Genomic DNA, 19187 nt, shown 5'->3' on the forward strand with positions numbered 1-19187 from the left:
TTTTACATTGCCATGTCTACGCTGTTTCCGCCCACGCAGGAAGAATGCGACGCGCTTTATGCCCACAACCCCCAAATGCCGCCCGTGCAGTTTTGGAAGCGCTACACGCGCGGGCGTTGGTTGCGGCTGGGCCTCACCGTTCTGCTGCTCACGTTCGTCATCGGCACCCTGGCCTGCACTGAGTGCTGGGGCGACGCCCGCAAGATGACCGTGAACTACACCATGACGTTTGTGTACTCGCTCGGCTTGTGGCTCACCAATGGCTACGCCGTCGATTGGCTCGACCGGTACGCCAACTGGCGGCGTGAGCCGGTGAAGCGCTTGGTGCTCACGCTGCTCACCTCGTTGGGCGGCTCGCTGGTCGTCATCACGGCTATCAACTTCTGGTTTCTGGTAATCTACCGGGGCTACGACCCATCGGTGATGCTGAAGCCCGGCGTAATGGCCCGGGTGATGTTTCCGCTGCTGATTACCACCATTATTTCGCTGGTGCTGCACAGCCGCTCGTTCCTGATGAGCTGGCGCGAAGCCCTGATTCGTAACGAGCGGCTGCAAAAGGAAATGGCCCAGGCCGAGGCCCAAACCCTGCGCCAGCAGCTCGATCCGCACTTCATGTTCAATGCTCTGAACGCGCTGACCTCGCTGGTGGAGGAGGAACCCAAGCTGGCCGTGCGCTTCATTCGGCAGCTTTCGCAGGTGTACCGCTACGTGCTCGATGCCCGCGGCCGCGACGTGGTGTCCCTGCGTGATGAGTTGGAGTTTGCCGAGTCGTACCTGTTTTTGCAGCGCATCCGGTACGGCGAGGCCTTGCAAGTCGAGATGCCCGCACCCGACAGCGTTTCGGCGCAGGCCGTTGTGCCACCGCTAAGCCTGCAACTGCTCATCGAAAACGCGCTGAAGCACAACGTAGCCACGGCCGGCCAGCCCTTGTTCTTGCGCATCGCACTCGACGAGACCGGCCAGCGCCTGCGCGTTGTCAACAACCTGCGCCCGCGCCGCCTCGCCCCCGGCGAATCGACGAGCATTGGGCTGCCCAACCTGCAGGGCCGCTACCGCCACCTCACCAACGAGCAAGTGCAGGTGCAGCGCACCGATGCTGAATTTGTGGTAACCTTGCCCGTGCTGGCGCTCGAAAGCGAAACGGTGGCCGTTTAGCGCATACTTGTTTAGCTCTTTAGCTCGGAAAGCAAGCTGGTTAAATTCTCGTTATGCTTGATCTAACTTCTGTTTGTCGACGCATCTCGCCGGCTAGTAACCTCAACCACCTAGTCCGTCATATCTAACCTCAGAACGTCATGTCGAGCTTGTCGAGACATCTCGCTGGATAGTGTTTTCTATCCCACGTCAGCACGCGAGATGTCTCGACTGCGCCCGACATGACGTTCACGCGAAGCGGTGAAGAGATGCTTCGACAAGTTCCAGCTCATCCCTCTCAAACTCCACACCTCCCAAACTCTCGCATGACTGCGTTCATCATCGAAGACGAGCCGTTAGCCGCTAAGCGCCTTGCCGATTTGCTGCGCCGCCAGCAGCCCCCCGTGCAAGTGCTGGCTACTGCCGATTCGGTGGAAGCCGCCGTGGCCCTGCTCGAAACCGCCGCGCCGCCCGACGTACTCTTTCTGGATATTCACTTGGCCGATGGGCTGAGCTTCGAGCTGTTCGAGCGCGTGGAGGTGCGCTGCCCGGTTATCTTCACCACGGCCTACGACCAGTACGCCCTGCGGGCATTCAAAGTCAACAGCGTTGACTACCTGCTGAAGCCCATTGACGAGGAAGAACTACAGGCGGCCCTGCACAAACTGCGGCAGCTGCGGGCCGCCGCCCCGGCCGCGGGCCCCAGTGCCCTAGGTCTCGACCCCGCGGTGCTGGCGCAGGTGCTGCAGCAGTTGCAGCCGCAGCAACAGCAATACAAAAAGCAGTTTGTGGTGAAGGTAGGGGAGCACCTAAAGGTGATACCCGTGGAGCAGGTAAGCTACTTTTTCAGCCTCGAAAAAGCCACCTTCGTGCAGACGCGCGAAAACCGCCGCTTCGTGCTCGACCAGACCCTGGAGCAGCTCGAAAAGATGCTCGATCCGCAGCAGTTTTTCCGCCTGAACCGCGCCTACTTGGTGCACCACGCCGCCATTCAGGACATCATTCACTACACCAACTCGCGCCTGAAAACCACCTTGGCACCGGCCTCGCCCGAGGGTGACGTGCTCGTGAGCCGCGAACGGGTGTCGGCGTTCCGGGCCTGGCTCGACCGGTAGCGCGCTGCCATGTGCTCGGCCCTGCAAAACCAGCCCACGCGCCGCTACAGCCCTGCAGTGGTGCGGGCAGCTTACTGGGTTTCAACCCTAGGTAATCCGCTGTTTACGGCTTTGCAACAGCGAACTGGTTAATCACGAAGGTAAAAACGAGCGGGACGCTTGTTTTTCTACGGCATTAAGTCCGGCCCGCGTTACCGTTGTTGCGCCTTGCACCGTATTAGTATAAGTTTCTTAAGCTGCAGAAACCCTCGCAGTGCCTGCTTAGCTCAGTATGTGATCCGCTGTGCTCCAATAGTTGCTCCGACAACGGGGTGGGTAGTTTTGCCCACCTTCGTTACTAGCGTTAGGTGAAGCGTGATGGAGTCTTTCTGCAGGAAGTATTTCGCCGCTACGAATTTTTGTCCGTCTTTCTGGCTGGTTATAAAACCAAGCAACGCGGCCTTCGTTGTGTCCGTCCCCTGCAACAGCCGGTGAAATTTTTTGCTGTCCGCCTTGATGTACTGGTTATCAAATAACGCGGGGTTATAATCGCTCGTTGTCAAGCTGCGCAGCACCCGGTGAAGTTTGGCGAGTTCTGCGCTGTACACGGGCATATCGCTTGCCGGAAAAGTAAACTTGTGGGTCTCGTTACCGATCTGAAAGGCGACTTGGTAATAATCATAGCCGCCTGTGCCGCCTCGCTCATACAGTTGGAACAACTCGTGTGCACATGCCGTCGCCGGAAAACGCAAGTCTCCCAGCTTTTCAGGCGTCATGCCCTGCGGGTTTTTAATGAGCGCCGCAACGTAGCGGCCGTCATAGTCGTCTTTCCGGCTTGTCTTGTTAATGCCCGTTTGAATCGAGACAGTGGCTTTATAACGGTTGGCTAATTTTTGCACCAAGCTGCGTTTTTCCTCCGAAGTACAGCCACTGAACAGGAGTGCGGCTAGAGCGAAAATTCCAAACTTGTGCATCGTATAAAAGTAATGTCTGGCTGCGAAACCGCTGCAAGCATGACAATAGGGGCCATGCGGCAGCCTGTATAGCTTCGAAATTTTTGGCTAGGGTACACAAAGAAACCGACAACTCACCGCACAACCTACCCTTGCCATATCGGCAAGGCCGTTAATAATTTCGGGCGCTGTCACGTTTTCCAAACGGTGGTTCAGAAAACGTGACGGCTGCCACACCTACCTTAGTTTACCCACAGCTCTTCGGCCCGCGACAGGCCAACCAACCTAGGCTGGCAACCGTACCGGCAACACTTGCCAAGCTGCTGCCTATGCCCGCTCCCAATACTGCCCAACTCGAACAAACCCTAGGTCAGGGAAAAGCGCCCGAAGCCGCCCTCGAGGAGGCACTAGCCCAAATCGGCCATTACCTGCGCGCCGACCGGTGCTTTTTGTACGTGCGCAACCCCGAGCGGGGCCGCGGCCGCATTGCCTTGGTGTGGCGCCTCGACGATGCCGTGCCCGACCCGCGGCACCCGTGGCAAGACGACACCGGCGAGCTGCCCGAGCAAGACCCGCTGTTTCGGGCGGCGCTGGCGGCCAAGCCATCGGTGTACGTGGAGGATGTGGAAGCGGCAGGCCCGGAGGTGCTTAACCGCGCGTTCGAGCACAAAACCTTTGGGCACCGGGCGCTGGTGCACGGCCACATTGTGGACGCAGCCGGCCAGCTGTGGGGCATTTTGCAGCCGTGTGTATTTGGCCACCCGCGCCACTGGACGACGGCGGAGCGGGAATACGTAGAAGCCGCCTTGCCGCTGCTGCTGCCCGTGGTGCAGGCCTACATGCAGGGGCGGGCTACCGACTAGCCATTCCCTAGGTAGCGCGGGTTACTGGGCTGATTGGGTGCCGTTCAGCTCGTGTTGCAGGGCTTCGAAAAACAGGCCCACGTGGTAGCCATCGGCCAGGCCGTGGTGCACGTTTACGGCCACGGGCATCAGCAGCTGCTGGCCTACGCGGCGGTAGCGCCCCACCGAAAGTTTAGGGATGCTGTCGGGGTGCGAGTAGGAGCGGGCGTGGGTAAGGCCCGTAAACGACAGCCACGGAATGGCCGAAAAGTGCACCACATCGAGGCGAGCCGCGTTGGGCGTGAGCCGCAAGCCGGTGCTCTGCTGCACGGCCTCCATTTCGGCCGCTAGGCCTAGGCCAAACTGCGTCAGATCGGCGGCGTAGGGCACAAAGGAGAAAGCGAAAGTGGAATCGGGGCGGGTGAGCGTCGCCGATACGTGCACCTCGTCGTAGCAATACACCTGCCCAGCCTCGATGCGGTAGCGGAACGCCTCTACTTGATTAACGGCGCGCAGCACCGCGTGCAGGTACACCTGAAAAAACGAGACACCTAGGGCTTTGGCACGCTCGTAGGCCCGGCTTACCTCCACATCGGCCACGAGGCCAAAAAAAGGCTCTTCGAAGGCGGAGAAAAAGGCAAAATGCTCGCGGCGGTTCCAGCTGGCTAAGTCGATCGGCTGCTTCATGGGGCGCAAGTTCGGTAACTTTGCCCGGCATCCATACGCTTATCATTGCCCCCATGCCTGCTCCCAAGCTCGTGGCCTTCGATGCCGACGACACGCTGTGGCCCAACCAGCCGCACTACGACTACGCCGAAGCCCAACTTTACGAACTGCTGACCCACTACGCCGACGCCGACACCCTGGGTCAGCACTTCTACCAGGTGCAGCGCCGCAACCTGCCGCTGTTGGGCTACGGGGCCAAGTCGTTTATGCTGGGCATGATTGAGACGGTAATCGAGCTGACCGATGGCCGCGTAACGGGCCACGAAATTCAGCAGATACTCGACCACGGCAAGCGCCTGCTCAGTTTTCCCATCGAGCCGTTGCCCCACGTGCCCGAGGTGCTAACCACCCTCAAAGAGCGCGAAATACCGCTGATGCTGCTCACCAAAGGCGACCTGTTCGACCAGGAAAGCAAGCTGGCCCGCTCGGGCCTGGGCGAGTACTTCGACCACCTGGAAATTGTGAGCGAAAAGAACGAGGACACCTACCGCCGCATTCTGGCGCGCTACCAGTTGCAGCCCCAGGAGTTCCTGATGATCGGCAACTCGCTGAAATCCGACGTGCTGCCCGTAGCGCGCCTAGGTGCCCACGCCGTGTACGTGCCCTACCACACCACCTGGATAATGGAGCAAGTACCCGCCAAAGAACTCGAAGGCGTGGCCTTCCACCGGATCAGTTCCCTTGCCGAAGTACCCGATCACCTGACGGAGCTGGAGATGCTCAGGTAGATAATTACTGGGTTTACAACCAAGGCGCCACAGAACCCCGGCTTTATTGTTGGCAATGGTGTCATCCTGAGCAAAGCGAAGGACCTTACCACGTTGGATAGCAACTATCTGGCGTATGTCGTGCAGACGTGGTAAGGTCCTTCGCTTTGCTCAGGATGACAATTTTAACAGTTAGCCAGAGCTGGCAGGATTAGACGTTAGGTTCACTATTACCCCTCCAGCCAACTCTTTACCGCCGCGGCTTTCTCGCGGCTTACGATTACCTCGTCGGCAGGCGCGGGTTGCAAATCAAGCTTGAGTTTGCCGTTGAACCACGGATGCAGGCGCTGCACCGCCGGCAACTGCGCAATGAACTGGCGGTTGAGGCGGAAAAACAGTTTGGCATCGAGCAATTGCTCGAGCTGCTCCAGGGTATAATCGACGAGGTAACGCTGGCCTAGGAGGGTAACAAGCGTAACGGTTTCGTTGCGGCTCTGAAACCACGCAATGTCGGTGGCCTGAACGGGGAGCAGTTGCTCGCCTTGGCGCACCAGAAAGCGTGTTTTGGGTTGCGGTGCGGCCGAGGACGTGTTGGTGTTCAGCAAGCTTTGCAGGCGCTGCGCCACCTCCGAAGCGGCCAGGGCGGGGCTATGCCACTGCCGTAGTTTTTGCAGCGCCGTTTGCAGCTCGGCGAGCTTAATAGGCTTCAGCAGGTAATCAACGCTGTGGGTTTTAAAAGCTTGCAGGGCGTACTGGTCGTAGGCCGTGGTGAAGATGACGGGCGTGGTTACCACCAACTGATCGAATACATCGAGGCTGATGCCGTCGGCGAGGTGGATATCGGCCAGAATGAGGTGCGGCTCGGGGTGGGTACGCAGCCACTCCACGGCCCCGGCTACGGTGTCGCAGTGGGCTACTACCTGGGCATCGGGGGCGGCTTGGGCCAGCAACCGCTGCAGCCGCTCGGCCGCCGGGTATTCGTCTTCGAGCAGTAAAACGTTCATCGGGGAGTGCGGTGCCGAGTAAGGGTTGAGGCGGAGCTACCTAGGGCTGCTTTCGTTTAGCAAGGCCGGGTTGCCGTGCTCGGTGCCGAGTTGCTCGGGCTGCAGCAATGGTAACCGCACGCCAAACGTAGCGGCTTCGTCGAGCACCGCTACGGGGCGTTGCGGGGCCAGCAAAGCGTATCGCTCGCGGATGTTGCGCAGGCCCATGCCGGTGCTCGGCCCGAGGCTGGTGGTGCGGGCGCGGCGGGCATTGTGCACCGTTAGCCAGCCATCGGCGGTGGCAGCTACGTGCACGTGCAGCGGGTTTTGGCGCGAGGCTTCGTTGTGCTTCAGGGCGTTTTCGATGAGCAGCTGCACGCTAAGCGGGGCCACCCAGTGCGCGAGCAGCGCCTCGGGTACCGCCAGGCTCACCTGCAGGTTGTCGCGCAGGCGGGCTTTTTGCAGGGCTACGTAGGCCTCCACAAACGCCAACTCTTCGTGCAGCGGCACCAGGCTCCGCTCGCGGCTCAGCAGCACGTAGCGGTACACATCGGCGAGGCGCTCCACAAAGTCCTGCGCGGGCTCGTTGTCGGGCTCGATGAGGGCCGAGAGCGTGTTGAGCGAGTTGAACAGAAAATGCGGATCGAGCTGCTGCTGCAGGGCTTCGAGCTGGGCGCGTTGGTTGGCGCTTTGCAACTGCTCGGCCCGCCGCACGTTTTGCTCCCACTGCAGAAAAAAGTGCCGACTCTCGTAGCCCAGCTGCACCACCGTGGTAGGTATCAGATCGAAGATGATTTGGCTAATGACGAACGGCGGCTCGAGGCTGAAGTAGCGCGGCATGAGCAGGTGCATAAGCGCCACTAAGCCAATGGTAGCCAGGCTGGTGTAGAGCAAGCTGCCCACGGCCAGCCACCACAGGCGCCGGGCCGTTTGGTGCACCTCCGGAAAGCATTGCAGCAACACATCCCAGAGGGCGCGGTTGCCCAGCCACAGCACCGCCGTAAAGAGCAGCGACACCGCCCAACTAACCAAGAACACCGGCCACGAGAGCAAGTGGCCGCCGTTGCCCAGCAGCACAATCAGCAGGCTGAGCAGCGGTATTCCGATTAGGCGAATGCGACGGTCGTTCATGGCGAAGAGCTGACGGCCCCTGGGCAGCGCCGTGAAGATAACCACCTAGGGCAGCGAAACGAGCGGCAAGCCCTGCACGGCGTGCCAGTAAAGCCAGGCCACGGCGCCGGCGTACAGCGTGGCAAACAGCGCCACCGCCAGGGCTTGCGTGTTGGCGCGCAGTTGGGGCAGGTAGCGCGTAATCAGCCAGCCTACCAGCGGTATGGCTTGCAGCGCGTGCAGGCCCAGGAAGTGCGCGGCGCGCAAGTCGCCGTGGCGGGTACTCCAGCCTAACAGGGGCAGGCCGGTGCCGCCATCGGCGGCGCCCACGGTGTGCGCCATGCGCGCCGACATGCTGCCGCCCACGGCGCTGCCCACCAAAAACAGGATCAGCCCGAGGCGCATGCCCCATACCCACGCCGAGGAGCCGTGCGGCCGGTGCCGGAACATCAGCCAAACAGCCCACACAATGGCCACGGTGTTGATGAGGATGAACACGCCCATCAGCTGAAACACAATGGCATCGAACCAGGAGCTGAAGTTGAAGTGCGAGGTGGTGCCGCGGGCCGCTTGCATGTACACGCAGCTTATTTCGATGGCCAACGCCACGCCCACCAAGCGCCCAATGCGGCGGGCGCTGCGCTGTACGTGAGCGGGCACATCGGCCAGCAGCCACGCCAACGACCACAGGTACACCACCCCTGCAATGCTGAACTTGATGGGCTTGACCCACACGTTGAGGCCGGTTACGGTGCGGTCGTCGAGGGGCCAAAGCACCAGCGCTGCTGCTAACAGGGCCACGTGCAGCCAGCCAGCCCAGGCCAGCGCCGGCTGGCAACCCTGAATGATGCGCAGCCAGGTGGGGCGCTTCAGCAGCGCGGTTGGGGCGGCCTCGAAGGCCGTTGCGGGGGTAAGAGCGGTTTTCATAGGTCAGGAAGGCTGGTTGTGTAGAGGCAGATGGTTAGGCGAGCGTAGTGGTGGCAACTTCGGCAGCAGGAGCGGGGCGCAGCAGCCGCAGCCCGGCGTAGAGCAGCAGGCCAAAGGGGCCTACCAGAAAGGTGAACAGCAGGGCCGGAATGAGCAGCGCGTGCGGAAGGCCGCGGCGCTCGGCATCGCGCACTTCCCAAATGCCCACGCACAAATCAAAGCACAGGTAATGCGCCCAGCCGGCCGTTAGCGCCCACGGGTCGCGAAACAGCGCGGCCACTTCGGCCAACGAGCCAAAGCCACCCTCGCCGCCGTGCGCCCCTAGGTAGTGCACCACCAAAAGGCCGGCGTAGGCGGCGGCGTAGAGCAGGGGCCAGGCACCGCTGCGCACCAGGCGGCGCGTAACCACCCAGCTCGGGGCAACAGCGAGCAGCAGCCAGGCCGGCAAAATCAGGGTGTTGGCAACGGAAAAGGCGAGTTCGGGAGTCATGGCGCGCTGCGGTGTAGTACAGGTCGAAAGTACTCCTGCGCGGCGCCCGATGGTAGCGCAACTGCCGTGAAGCGCAACGCGGCGCGGGTGAACCGTAGCAAGCCGCCGGGCGAACTGTAGCGGCAAAGCCCGGCGCAGCTGGGTTTATTTCGGTGCTTCTGGTGATACAGCCGACACCTAAGCTGCTCGCGCCCGTACTTTGGGCCTGTGAACCAGCTTACCCGCTACTCGTTGTTGCTTGGTTGCGCGCTGGCCATTGGCTGGCCTGCGGCGGCGCGCTCGTGTGCACCTGGCCTTGCAGCCCTAGGTGCCGACGACAGCAGCCGCGTGCGGCAGGCCCACCGCCGCGTGGTGTTTCAGTTCGATCAGCGCTTTTCGCTGCTGCAAAACGAGTTGGTGGGCATCAACGGCGTAAAGCTGGGCGTGGAGTGGCGCGGCCGCCTGCGCACCGGCATCGGGCTGTATTTTTTGGGTAGCGCCTTGCCCACCAACGCACCCGCGCCGTTTCCGCTGCCCGCCGGCACCCAAAACACCGTGCGCTTTCGCTACGCGGCGCTCTACGGCGAATACGTGCTGATTGGCACGCCGCGCTGGGAGCTGAGCGTGCCCGTGCAGGCCGGGCTGGGCCGCTACTACGTGCGCTACGAGCAGCCCGATGGCAGCGTACTTCGCACCCCGCGCGAGCATATTTGGTTAATCGAGCCTACCCTAGGTGGGCACATGCGCGTGTTTCGCTGGGTAGGCGTGGGAGCCGGCGCCGGTTACCGCCAAGCATTGCTCACCAACAATAAGCTCGAAAACGACATCAGCGGAGCCATTTTTTACGGCCGCGTGAAACTCTTTTTGGGCGACCTGTACAAGATTGTGCGGGGGCGCCAGCGGTTGTTTTCGCAACAGGGCCTGAGAAAAGGTGATGCGGTGACGGGTGACAGGTAACAGGAATAAGGTGCGGGCAAATTCAGCTTGTCATGTCGAGCGGCAGCGAGACATCTGGTGCGGTTCGTTGAACGAGGCTAACCCAGATGTCTCGCTGCCGCTCGACATGACAAACGACCTAGGGCGTCTGCCACCTGCTACTTGTCACATGTCACCGCATCGCCTAACTACTGCTTCGTAACGGTTACGCCCGTAGAGGAGCGCGAGCGGCGCAGCATAAAGCGCATGGTTACGCCGCTGGGGCCTTTGCCGTCGAGGTCGTCGGTTTGCAGCAGCTCCCAACCCAGGGAGCCCATGTAGTTAAGAGCCGTAACGTAGGTGCTGAATACCTGCAGCTTGCCCACTTCAACTTTCGAAAGCGAGCCGCCGCCCAGCTTCTCCATGCCGTAGCCGAAGTCGGAGAAGATGTCGCCGTTGTTGCGCACCGTTAGCTCGCAGTACTCGTAGCGGGCAGCATCGGAGGCTGCCGTAGTCGTAGCCGTGGGTTTGGTTTGGGCACTGGCCACCGACGGGGCCACGGCACAGGCAGCAAGCAAAAACGAAGCAGCGAAAAGCTTTTTCATAAGCAGATAGGGTATTCGAGGGTACTAAGAAAGCGAAAATGCCGGCTGCTTCGGTTAGGCAGCCGGCATTTTCACTACTGAAAGTGCAAGAATAGGGTTGAGCTTAGACGGAAGATGTTTTTGGCGTGCTTTCGCCTGTCATCCTCTATCCAGCCTCCGCAAAGCGAAGGACCTTATCAGGACCCCACGGGACCCCTCCGGGGCACGGCCCGCTCCCCTCCGGGAGAGGGGAAGCTGGCGACCTAGGGAAATAACGGTCTGTCGAGCCCCAGAACGGTCATGCCGAGCTTGTCGAGACATCTCGCGTGCTGACGCCAGATACTAACCGCTCCCCTTCTCCCGGAGGGGTGGGGCCCTACGTCAGCACCCCAGATGTCTCGCGTTGCTCGACATGACAACTGGGCCCTAGGTCGTTAGTTCGCGTTGGGCAAGAACGAGTACTTGCGGCTGTACTCCAGCATTTGCTGGGCAAAGTCGGTGGGGTACTCCAGCTTCACGTCTACCACTTTGCCTTCGCGCTCTACGGGCACCAAGCGCGGCTGAATAAAGCCGGCGTAGGGCGCAATGTTCAACTTTTGGTAGCGCTGCAGCACCTCCTTATGAATGGCCGGGTCCACTTTCACGCCGTAGGTTTCGATGAGGGTTTTGGCGCCGTTGTAGTCGCCTTCGCTCGTGATGCGCCGGGTTTCGCGTAGCAGCTGGCCGAAGAGGTTGCGCAGCTTGTCGTAGTCGTTGATGCGGAAGTAGGTTTTACCATCCTTTTGCACCTTCTCAATCACCTTGTCCTTCTGCCCTTTCTCGTAAGCCCACTTGGCCACCATCTGGCGGTTGCGCATGTGCGCTTCCTCCACGGTTTCACCTAGGGCCAGGCGCGAGAGCTGCGTCATCAGGCCGTTGCGGATGTAGCTGTCGTACTCGGCTTTGCCCACCTCCAGGTTGGGCACCACGCCCAGCTGAATCAGCTTGGGGTCCATGAGGTAGTACAGGGCCACCAGGTCGGCGCGGCCTTCCTCAATGGCCGAGGCGTAGCTTTTCAGGGTTTCTTTGGTGGTGCCCACGCCGGGCTTCAGCTGGCCCGACGCGTGGCCAATTACCTCGTGCATATCGGTGTGCAGCTTGCCCGCGAGCGAGCCGTACTGCCGGGCGCGCTGCTTCTCCTCGTCGGAGTAGGCAAACTCATCGAGCATGCCCCCGGCCGAGGCTTGGTCGTAGGCCTCCACGATGTTGCCGAGCTGCACCGACTTCGAGCCGTGTTCCTTGCGAATCCAGGTGGCGTTGGGCAGGTTGATGCCGATGGGCGTGGCCGGGGCCGCATCGCCCGACTCTACAACGGTGGTTATCACCTTGGCCGTGATGCCCACCACGTTTTTCTTTTTGTGCTCGGGCTTGATGGGCGAATTATCCTCGAACCACTGCGCTTGGTCGCCGATGGCTTTGATGCGCTTGGTGGCCTCCAGGTCTTTGAACGACACCACCGATTCGTACGAGGCGCGGTAGCCCAGCGGGTCGCCGTACACCTCGATAAAGCCGTTTACCACGTCCACGCGCGACTTGGTATCGTGCACCCACGCAATGTTGTAGTCGTCCCACACCTTCAGGTCGCCCGAGCTGTAGTACTGCACCAGTTTTTGCAGGGCCAACTTTTGCTCCGGCGTTTCGGCCACATCGGCGGCCTTGCCCAGCCAGTACACAATCTGCGTGATGGCCGGGCTGTAGAGGCCGCCCACTTTCCAGGGCTGCTCCACAATCTTGCCCGACTTGTCCTTCACGAGCCGCGAGTTGAGGCCGTAGGAAATCGGGCGTGGGTCTTTCTTGTTGATTTTCTTGGCGTAGTAATCCTCTACCTCTTTCTGCGTCAGGTTTTGGTAGAAGTTGTTGGCCGAGGTTTTTACCAAATCCTGCCCAGCCTCCTGGTTTACGCGCTTGGCATCGAGGGTCGGATCGAAGATGACGGGCGTGATGGTGGCCAGGAACTGATCGATTGACTCGCCGGGCAGCAGCGGCAGCGACTTGCTATCAACGCCGCGCACCAACTCGGCAAAGTACTCGCGCGAGCATTCGGGCACAAACTTGCGCGTGCTGTAGTGGTGGTGCACGCCGTTGCTGAACCACACGCGCTTGGCGTACACGTTAAACTTCTGGGCCTGATCTACCTGCTGTGTGTTCGAGGAGCTAGCCATACGTTGCTGGTTGGCATCCCACAAGGCCTCGAGGGTGCGGCGCACGCGCAGGTTGTGGCGGTAGTTTTGGTCGTAGCTGATGTCGCGGCCGGCCAAGGCGGCTTCGTACAGGTAGTACAGCAGCTCTTTTTGCTGGGGCTCGAGCTGCTCGAAGCCCGGCACCTGGTAGCGCAGCACGCGCAAATCGGCAAACTGCTCGGTAACAACTTTAAAGGATTCTTCGGGAGCTGACGTAGCCGCCGGAGCAGCGGGCGTGGCTGCGGCCGCAACATCGGCGCCTAGGCCGTTTACAGCGTTGGAAGTAGCCGAAGCAGCCGCATCGGTGGTTGGTTGGGTGGTGGCAGCCGCGCAACCCGCCAAGCCGAGGCTCAGAAGCCACGTAGCGTGGCGGAAAAGGGTGTTTTTCATGGGTAAGTGAGAAATGGCAAGCAAAAGCCGGCGCAAAGCAACGCATTCGGTTTGCCAAATCACAACGCAAATACGGCGCCGCAATGGCGCACCAAGCAGTAGCGCGGACTTTGGCTACGCCGACCTTCGGTTGTAGTCCGCGCCCCCAGTAGTTATCTTAATTGTTACGCGGCTCGGCGCGGTGTAGCGCGGGCTTCAGCCCGCGTTTGCCAGCACAAAATAGTGCGCGTGTCTTCGCCCGTTGCCAATCGTTCACGCCAACGCGGACTGAAGTCCGCGCTACACGCGCTACCGCCCTAGGTCCGGAAATAGAAATTACTATCCAGGGACGCGGACTACAACCGTAGGTCGGCGTAGCCAAAGTCCGCGCTACACCGCGCTACAGCCCTAGGTGCTGCAAGGTGCTGCGCCGGTCGAGCTTGCCGCTGGCGGTTTGGGCAAAGGTGGGCACGTAAAGCACGGCGCGGGGTACTTCGTAGCGGCCGAGCCGCTGGCGCAGTTTGTCGGCTACTTCGGCCCACTGGTTTTCGGCCAGCGGTTCGCCTTCGATGATGGCCGTAACCTGCTGGCCTAGGCGCTCATCGGGCAGGCCCGTAACAAAGGCGCGGCGGCCTAGGTGGTTGAGCTCGGCCAGGGTTATTTCGAGCACCTGCTCCACTTTTTCGGCGGGCACTTTCACGCCGCCCGAGTTGATAATAAAATCGGCGCGGCCGAGCCACTCAAATAAGTGGTGGTCGTTTTCGGCAAAGCGCACGAGGTCGTTGGTTTGGATAAGCTCCTGGTTGGTTACATCGCCCCGAATAGCCAGGCAACCGCGTTCGTCTTGCTCTACGTGCAGGCCGGGCAGCACGCGGTAGTAGGGCGAGGCATCGGGGCCGTTGAGGCGGCGTAGGGCAATGTGCGAGCAGGTTTCCGTCATGCCGTAAGTGTGGTAGAGCGGCACCTGCAGGGTGCCGGCCAGCTGCGTAAGCGAGCGGTCGACGGCCGCGCCGCCAATCAGGATGGCCTTCATTTGCTCGAGGCGAGCGGCGTGGCCGTGCTCCAGCACCGTGCGCAATTGCAGCGGCACAAACGAGGCAAAATCGAATTCGGCAACGGGCGGGAGCAGGGCAAACGGGTTGGAAACGGGCTCGGTGATGGTGAGGTGCAGGCCGTGTTCCAGGGCCCGAATCAGCATCATCAGCCCGCCGATAAACTCGCAGTTAAGGCACACCAACATGCGGTGCCCGAGGCCCAGCCCTAGGTGCTGCATGGTGCGCTCGGCGCTGGCAACCAGCTGGCTACGGCGCAGCGTAATGGGTTGGGGCGTGCCCGTGGAGCCCGAGGTGGTCAGCACAAATTCCTGCGCCCCGTTCAGCCACTGCCGGCAGTAATCGAGCACGCGCGCTTCGTAGCCGTTGATTTCGCCGCCGGCGTGGGCGGGGTATTCCTGAATTTCGGCGTAGGAATAGCGGCGGCCGTTGAGCAGCAGCGAGTCAGGGAGGGTGGTAGCGGGCATGCAGCGTAGAATACGGGGCGACAAACTAGACGCCGATAGCTGATACCGGCATTGCAAAAGAAAGGATGCACCGCGAATACCGCCTTGGTTGCCTGGGTTTCGGAAACACGGTGCTACCTAGAGCACAAGCCGCAGCCCGCCGGCAAGGAGCCCGGCCGCGGCGGCTAAGAAATCAGCCACTGCTGGTACCCGCGCGCCGTGGGCCAGTTGAGGGCCACCAGCCCCGCAAACATTACCCCGTAGTACAGCAAATCAAAAAAATGCCCGCTTTCTTGGTACAGCAGTATGGGCGGCAAGGCCAGCAGCCCCAGTAGGCTGTTGCGCAAAATCAGGCGGCTGCGGAACACGCGGTGGTTTTCGGCGCTGGGGCGGCGCAAGTTGGGCCGCAGGTAGCGCGAAATAGTGTAGAGGCTGCTGCCGACCATCAGCACCAGCAGCGCAGCCAGAATTACGTACGGCCCCAACGAAGGCGGCGGCCCAGCCCCAGGCCCGTTCAGCCCGCCGCCGGCCCACATCACCAAGGCCGCCATTAGCGCTGCTTGCAGCAGGTATTGCACCACATGTATGATTTGGGTGAGGCGAATGGGCTCCATGAAGGCGTTTCGGCTGGTGGGTGGGCTCCTGCTCCGTACTTACGCAGGCCGAAAGGGTAAGGTGTTGCCACTCAGCCAAACAAAGCCGGCCGAGCCAGCGCCCAACGCGCGGGCCGCTACTCCGGCGCCCGATAAAATTCCGCCAACGACGAGGTAGGAGCAGGTAATCGAGCGATAAACGCCACTGAAACACCATCGGCGCTGCTGCTGGTGCCCGCCGGCACCAGCAGCAGCGCCGATTTGCCGGCCACCCGCAGCGGCGGCCCGAGCGGCGGCGCCTGCGGTGTTTCGAAGGCTGCCGCAAAAACGTGGAGGTAGCGCCCTAGAAAACGCCATCAGCCCGTTGCCGGCGGGGCAGTAACGGGCTGATGGCTTCCAAGAGAAAAGTAGTTTGCGGCGCCTGCGTCCGGGGCTGCCCTGCCTACGAGTGCTGCACGATGGCGAAGTACAGCGGCATACCTAGGGTAATGTTGATGGGGAACGTAACGCCTAGTGCCATCGGAATATACAGGCCGGGGTCGGCTTTGGGTGCCGCTAGGCGCATGGCGGCGGGCACGGCAATGTAGGAGGCGCTGGCGGCCAAAATGGCGAAGATGAAGCGGTTGCCCACGCTATCGGTAACCAGGTGGCTGGCCCCAGCCACCAGGCAGCCGTTGAGCACCGGCACCAGCACCGCAAACACCGTTACAAAGCGGCCGTAGCGCGTAAAAGCCGAAAAACGCCGCGCCGTTACCATGCCCATTTCGAGCAGAAAAATGGCAAGGAAGCCCTTAAAGATGTCGGTGGTAAAGGGCTTGATGCCGTCGGCTTGCTTGGTGTCGGCAATGAGGCCGATAAACAAGCTGCCGAGCACCATCAGCACGCTGCCGTTGGTGAAGGAGTGCTGAACAATGGAGCGCAAGTTGGACTGCGCATCGTCGGTGGGGGCTTCGTTGCGCATCATCAGCACCACGCCTACGATGATGGCCGGCGACTCCATCAGGGCCATTACGGCCACCATGTGCCCGCCGAAGTTGAGCTGCTGCGCCTCCAGAAACGACACCGCCGACACGAACGTAACCGCGCTTACCGAGCCGTAGGCGGCCGCAATGGCGCCCGCGTCGCTGTTGCTCAGGCGCCGCTTCAGAATGAAGAAGGTGTAGAGCGGAATGAGCGAGGCAATGAGCAAGCCGAAAAGCAACGAGTACAGTATTTCGGTGCTGAAGGGACTGTGCGCCAGCTCTTGCCCGCCCTTAAAACCGATGGAAAACAGCAGGTACAGCGAAATAAACTTGCTGGTGGTAGGCGGTATCTCCAAATCGCTCTTTACGGCCGTGGCCACAATGCCCAAGGCAAAAAACAGCAGTGTGGGGTTGGTGAGGTTGGAGATGAGTAGCTGTAAATCCATGCGGGAAAATGGGCGGTTCAGACGATGCCCCATGCCCTAGGTGCCGTGGCCGGTGCCGTAGCGCCGGGTGGCCGGTGTACCTGGGCTGGAAAACGGCCGCAAGTAAGCGAATAATAGTAAAACTATCATCTGTGATTATACAGCTTCTTGTTGTGGGTGCCGCCGCTGCTCGCGCCGTGTGGCGTAGTCAAATGCTAGCGTTGCCTGCGTGGGCCTCAGCACCTGCACCGTTGCCGGGGCCCGCGCAGCGTAGTTCGGGTAACTTTTGCAGCGCCCGCACGCAGCTTATGCTTGCGGCTTTTGGCCGCAGACAACCCGCGCGCCAAAATCAATGGCAGCTTGGTGGTCGGGGTATTTCTGATCAACTAGCTCCATTACTTCGCTCCTGATCTTGGCCTGGGTATTGCTGTCGGCTTTGCTCATGGCAGTTACCACGGGCGCAGCCACTTCGTTCATAAACGTCCAGTAGTTGTCGCGGCTGCCGGCTTTTAGCTTGCCGGTTAGCTCCTGCTCGGCTACGTTCACAAGCCCGGCTTGCCGGAAGATTTCGGCCAACACGCCTGGGCTACCGCACCGGAACATGCCCGGCGCACCGGGCGGCGGTGCCGGCAGCTGCATGTGCTTGCTGATGGTGCCCATAATCATGGTTACCCAGGGGTTTTGGTCGGGTGTGCCCCACACGGCCGCCGCAATGCGCCCGCCGGGCTTCAGCACGCGCTGCATTTCTTGGGCTGCCAGCTGCATGTCGGGGAAAAACATAAAGCCCATGCGGCAGCTAATGGCATCGAAGGTGTTGTCGGAGAAGGGTAGCTCGCACACATCGCACGCCACGGTTTCGTAGTTGCGGATGCCGCGCTTGGCCGCGTTGTCGCGGGCTACTTCCAGCATGCCTTCGGCTAGGTCGGTAATTACCACAAGGCCATCCTTCACGATTTTGGCAATGGAAAGGCCCGGCTCGCCGGTGCCGGCAGCAATATCCAGCACCACATCGGTGCTGCGAAGCTGCAAAACGCGAATGATTTCGTCGCCCATGGGCTTCAGCCAGTTCATGGTAAAATCATCCCACTTCCGCCACCCCGGCGAAAACTTATTCCAGGTTTCTTTCTGCTGTTCCCGGATTTGTTCTAGTTGAGCTTCCATGCGGTGCGGCTGTTTGAGGTTGGGGAAATAGGAGACACTGATCCTTGTATAAGATCTTGTTTATCAATCCAAAGCGCAATCACATAAATAGGGGAGCGGGCAGATGTAGCGTACTTGGTAAGCCTACAAAAGCCAGAGCCTACGCACGTTGCCGGCGTAGGCTCTGGAGGTGCTGGCAGCGTAATCGACCTAGGGTTGGTTACGCCCTAATGGGATCGGGAGCATCCTGCATGTGCTCGTACTTGCCCAGTAGCTTGCCCAGTTGGTAGGTAGCCGGAATGATGGCCTTCTTCACAAACCCGGGTATTTCGGGCAAGTCGTATTCCGATGCGTAGCGCTGCATCAGGTAGGCTCCGTCGAAGCGCTCGGGCTCGGCGGTGCCGCTCTTGTTTTGGGCGGCGTAAATGGCTGAGAGGAAAAACACGATGGTGTTGGCGGGTTTAATCCAGCCTTCGCAATGCAGCACGTCGTCGCCGGCGTTCCAGAAGCGGTGAGGCGTACCCCGCTCAAACAGCACCGTATCGCCGGGGCCGGCGTACTGCTTTGGTTGCCCCAGCACCTGGTAGCCAATGCGGCCTTCCAGCACCGTTAGGCATTCATCTTGCAGCCAGTGGGTGTGCATCACGGGGCCAATACCCGGCTGCACAAAGTTCTGCACCAGCACCCGGTCGCCATCGGGCTCCGGTTGCACCCGGTGGAAGATGATTTTTTCGCCAATGCAGTTTTCGATAACGTGCGGGTACGTGATGTTCATCGGGGTAAGAAGAGAGTTGGTTTTACCGTGCTAACCTTGCCGCAAATGCCCCAGGTAATTGTTGTGCATCAGCGCGTTAGCCTAATGCAAAAGTGCTACATGGTGCGAGCTGTATCAATCGCATAAGTATGTGGTTGCCAAATGGTTGAGCTGTTAAGGGTGATCGACGCCAACGCCACCTAGGCGCAGCAAAGGCCCGCACAACTCGCTTGTGCGGGCCTTTGCTGCGCCTAGGTGTAGTGCTTAGCCGGGCTTACTGTTCCTAATGAAGTCGTTTCAACCTCCTGAGCTTCCTGATCGAATTCGAAAAGCAGCGTAGCGTTGTTAGTCGATTTATCGGTCTGTAGCTACCGAGTCGGGTAGCAACTGGAACGACGTAGCGACAAAACGATTTTTAACCACTTTGCCGCTTACCTCGGCTCGGCGAATGCTGTTGCAAAAACCGTCTTTGGCGTGCGCGTCGCCGTGGGAGTCGATAGAGGTGCCATCAACGAAATACGCCTTGCCCTCGATGCGCACGGCTAGGTCGCAGCCTTTGCCGGGCAGCCCCAGGCGGCATTGCCCGCACGATGCTTCTACCACCTGTGTGGGCACGGCAGGAGTGGTTTGGGCCAACGCCGGAGCCGCTAGGCCAGTAAGCAGCGAAAGAACTGTCAAGAGCTTCATAGAGCAGGGTTGCAGGCCAGGACTTGAGTACGGTTCGAAAGTAAAAAAGGCCCGCATCGGTGTGCGATGCGGGCCAAAGATTACAAGCGCCTGAGC

Annotated in this window: 19 protein-coding genes; 5 read left to right on the plus strand and 14 right to left on the minus strand. The window is 60.6% G+C overall.

Annotated features, from left to right (window positions below; genetic code table 11):
• Positions 1-12: 12 nt before the first annotated feature.
• Positions 13-1155 (plus strand): sensor histidine kinase, encoded by a 1143-nt coding sequence (locus D3Y59_RS01490; protein ID WP_119443423.1) that lies wholly within the window; start codon positions 13-15, stop codon positions 1153-1155.
• Positions 1156-1460: 305 nt separating this feature from the next.
• The gene (locus tag D3Y59_RS01495) at positions 1461-2249 is read left to right on the plus strand and encodes a LytR/AlgR family response regulator transcription factor (RefSeq protein WP_119443424.1); all 789 of its coding nucleotides are present in this window, start codon (positions 1461-1463) and stop codon (positions 2247-2249) included.
• Between the two features lie 266 nt (positions 2250-2515).
• Here the strand turns inward: D3Y59_RS01495 and D3Y59_RS01500 are convergent, their stop codons facing one another.
• Positions 2516-3202, minus strand: a complete 687-nt coding sequence (locus D3Y59_RS01500; RefSeq protein WP_119443425.1) for a hypothetical protein — start codon at positions 3200-3202, stop codon at positions 2516-2518.
• Positions 3203-3510: 308 nt separating this feature from the next.
• Here D3Y59_RS01500 and D3Y59_RS01505 point away from each other — a divergent pair, with 308 nt between their 5' ends.
• Positions 3511-4044 carry a GAF domain-containing protein gene (locus tag D3Y59_RS01505; RefSeq protein ID WP_119443426.1) on the plus strand — a complete coding sequence of 178 codons (534 nt, stop codon included), beginning with the start codon at positions 3511-3513 and terminating at the stop codon, positions 4042-4044.
• A gap of 21 nt (positions 4045-4065) precedes the next feature.
• On the opposite strand, the gene D3Y59_RS01510 is transcribed toward D3Y59_RS01505, so the two are convergent.
• A complete protein-coding gene (locus D3Y59_RS01510) occupies positions 4066-4710 on the minus strand; it encodes a chloramphenicol acetyltransferase (RefSeq protein WP_119443427.1) in 645 nt (214 codons plus the stop codon).
• A 53-nt stretch (positions 4711-4763) separates the two neighbouring features.
• Here D3Y59_RS01510 and D3Y59_RS01515 point away from each other — a divergent pair, with 53 nt between their 5' ends.
• Positions 4764-5477, plus strand: a complete 714-nt coding sequence (locus D3Y59_RS01515) for an HAD family hydrolase (protein WP_119443428.1) — start codon at positions 4764-4766, stop codon at positions 5475-5477.
• 209 nt (positions 5478-5686) lie between these two features.
• On the opposite strand, the gene D3Y59_RS01520 is transcribed toward D3Y59_RS01515, so the two are convergent.
• Genes D3Y59_RS01520 through D3Y59_RS01535 form a run of 4 tightly spaced genes read right to left on the minus strand, consistent with a single transcriptional unit; the run spans position 5687 to position 8966 of the window.
• Positions 5687-6460: a LytR/AlgR family response regulator transcription factor gene (locus D3Y59_RS01520; protein ID WP_119443429.1), complete on the minus strand. Its 774-nt coding sequence runs from the start codon at positions 6458-6460 to the stop codon at positions 5687-5689.
• A gap of 36 nt (positions 6461-6496) precedes the next feature.
• Positions 6497-7570, minus strand: coding sequence for a sensor histidine kinase (locus D3Y59_RS01525; protein ID WP_162910469.1), 1074 nt, complete (start codon positions 7568-7570; stop codon positions 6497-6499).
• 45 nt (positions 7571-7615) lie between these two features.
• Positions 7616-8476: a hypothetical protein gene (locus D3Y59_RS01530; RefSeq protein ID WP_119443431.1), complete on the minus strand. Its 861-nt coding sequence runs from the start codon at positions 8474-8476 to the stop codon at positions 7616-7618.
• A 34-nt stretch (positions 8477-8510) separates the two neighbouring features.
• Entirely contained in the window at positions 8511-8966 is a 456-nt protein-coding gene (locus tag D3Y59_RS01535) for an ABA4-like family protein (RefSeq protein ID WP_119443432.1), read from the minus strand.
• Between the two features lie 207 nt (positions 8967-9173).
• Here D3Y59_RS01535 and D3Y59_RS01540 point away from each other — a divergent pair, with 207 nt between their 5' ends.
• Positions 9174-9902: a hypothetical protein gene (locus D3Y59_RS01540; RefSeq protein WP_119443433.1), complete on the plus strand. Its 729-nt coding sequence runs from the start codon at positions 9174-9176 to the stop codon at positions 9900-9902.
• A gap of 167 nt (positions 9903-10069) precedes the next feature.
• On the opposite strand, the gene D3Y59_RS01545 is transcribed toward D3Y59_RS01540, so the two are convergent.
• The 8 genes from D3Y59_RS01545 to D3Y59_RS01580 all read right to left on the minus strand — a co-directional run bounded on the left by D3Y59_RS01545 (position 10070) and on the right by D3Y59_RS01580 (position 19091).
• Positions 10070-10465: a hypothetical protein gene (locus D3Y59_RS01545; RefSeq protein ID WP_119443434.1), complete on the minus strand. Its 396-nt coding sequence runs from the start codon at positions 10463-10465 to the stop codon at positions 10070-10072.
• 413 nt (positions 10466-10878) lie between these two features.
• Complete coding sequence (locus D3Y59_RS01550) at positions 10879-13053, minus strand: dipeptidyl-peptidase 3 family protein (RefSeq protein WP_119443435.1); 2175 nt, start codon at positions 13051-13053, stop codon at positions 10879-10881.
• 379 nt (positions 13054-13432) lie between these two features.
• Positions 13433-14551, minus strand: a complete 1119-nt coding sequence (locus D3Y59_RS01555) for an AMP-binding protein (RefSeq protein WP_119443436.1) — start codon at positions 14549-14551, stop codon at positions 13433-13435.
• 164 nt (positions 14552-14715) lie between these two features.
• A complete protein-coding gene (locus D3Y59_RS01560) occupies positions 14716-15144 on the minus strand; it encodes a hypothetical protein (RefSeq protein WP_119443437.1) in 429 nt (142 codons plus the stop codon).
• Between the two features lie 421 nt (positions 15145-15565).
• On the minus strand, positions 15566-16531 hold the full coding sequence (locus tag D3Y59_RS01565) for a sodium-dependent bicarbonate transport family permease (RefSeq protein ID WP_119443438.1): 966 nt from the start codon (positions 16529-16531) through the stop codon (positions 15566-15568).
• 285 nt (positions 16532-16816) lie between these two features.
• The gene (locus tag D3Y59_RS01570) at positions 16817-17671 is read right to left on the minus strand and encodes a class I SAM-dependent methyltransferase (protein WP_119443439.1); all 855 of its coding nucleotides are present in this window, start codon (positions 17669-17671) and stop codon (positions 16817-16819) included.
• A gap of 199 nt (positions 17672-17870) precedes the next feature.
• Positions 17871-18425 (minus strand): cupin domain-containing protein, encoded by a 555-nt coding sequence (locus D3Y59_RS01575; protein ID WP_119443440.1) that lies wholly within the window; start codon positions 18423-18425, stop codon positions 17871-17873.
• A 333-nt stretch (positions 18426-18758) separates the two neighbouring features.
• Positions 18759-19091, minus strand: coding sequence for a DUF6370 family protein (locus D3Y59_RS01580; RefSeq protein WP_205590861.1), 333 nt, complete (start codon positions 19089-19091; stop codon positions 18759-18761).
• Positions 19092-19187: the final 96 nt, after the last annotated feature.

Origin of the sequence: Hymenobacter oligotrophus (assembly GCF_003574965.1) — a bacterium.
Taxonomy (GTDB): domain Bacteria; phylum Bacteroidota; class Bacteroidia; order Cytophagales; family Hymenobacteraceae; genus Solirubrum; species Solirubrum oligotrophum.

Excerpts from the sequence above, each read along its gene's own strand:
- D3Y59_RS01545 (WP_119443434.1), bottom strand. The coding sequence starts at position 10,465 with ATGAAAAAGCTTTTCGCTGCTTCGTTTTTGCTTGCTGCCTGTGCCGTG.
- D3Y59_RS01490 (WP_119443423.1), top strand. The coding sequence starts at position 13 with ATGTCTACGCTGTTTCCGCCCACGCAGGAAGAATGCGACGCGCTTTAT.
- D3Y59_RS01575 (WP_119443440.1), bottom strand. The coding sequence starts at position 18,425 with ATGAACATCACGTACCCGCACGTTATCGAAAACTGCATTGGCGAAAAA.
- D3Y59_RS01525 (WP_162910469.1), bottom strand. The coding sequence starts at position 7,570 with ATGAACGACCGTCGCATTCGCCTAATCGGAATACCGCTGCTCAGCCTG.
- D3Y59_RS01580 (WP_205590861.1), bottom strand. The coding sequence starts at position 19,091 with ATGAAGCTCTTGACAGTTCTTTCGCTGCTTACTGGCCTAGCGGCTCCG.
- D3Y59_RS01565 (WP_119443438.1), bottom strand. The coding sequence starts at position 16,531 with ATGGATTTACAGCTACTCATCTCCAACCTCACCAACCCCACACTGCTG.
- D3Y59_RS01555 (WP_119443436.1), bottom strand. The coding sequence starts at position 14,551 with ATGCCCGCTACCACCCTCCCTGACTCGCTGCTGCTCAACGGCCGCCGC.
- D3Y59_RS01570 (WP_119443439.1), bottom strand. The coding sequence starts at position 17,671 with ATGGAAGCTCAACTAGAACAAATCCGGGAACAGCAGAAAGAAACCTGG.
- D3Y59_RS01535 (WP_119443432.1), bottom strand. The coding sequence starts at position 8,966 with ATGACTCCCGAACTCGCCTTTTCCGTTGCCAACACCCTGATTTTGCCG.
- D3Y59_RS01520 (WP_119443429.1), bottom strand. The coding sequence starts at position 6,460 with ATGAACGTTTTACTGCTCGAAGACGAATACCCGGCGGCCGAGCGGCTG.
- D3Y59_RS01500 (WP_119443425.1), bottom strand. The coding sequence starts at position 3,202 with ATGCACAAGTTTGGAATTTTCGCTCTAGCCGCACTCCTGTTCAGTGGC.
- D3Y59_RS01550 (WP_119443435.1), bottom strand. The coding sequence starts at position 13,053 with ATGAAAAACACCCTTTTCCGCCACGCTACGTGGCTTCTGAGCCTCGGC.
- D3Y59_RS01560 (WP_119443437.1), bottom strand. The coding sequence starts at position 15,144 with ATGGAGCCCATTCGCCTCACCCAAATCATACATGTGGTGCAATACCTG.
- D3Y59_RS01495 (WP_119443424.1), top strand. The coding sequence starts at position 1,461 with ATGACTGCGTTCATCATCGAAGACGAGCCGTTAGCCGCTAAGCGCCTT.
- D3Y59_RS01530 (WP_119443431.1), bottom strand. The coding sequence starts at position 8,476 with ATGAAAACCGCTCTTACCCCCGCAACGGCCTTCGAGGCCGCCCCAACC.
- D3Y59_RS01505 (WP_119443426.1), top strand. The coding sequence starts at position 3,511 with ATGCCCGCTCCCAATACTGCCCAACTCGAACAAACCCTAGGTCAGGGA.
- D3Y59_RS01510 (WP_119443427.1), bottom strand. The coding sequence starts at position 4,710 with ATGAAGCAGCCGATCGACTTAGCCAGCTGGAACCGCCGCGAGCATTTT.
- D3Y59_RS01515 (WP_119443428.1), top strand. The coding sequence starts at position 4,764 with ATGCCTGCTCCCAAGCTCGTGGCCTTCGATGCCGACGACACGCTGTGG.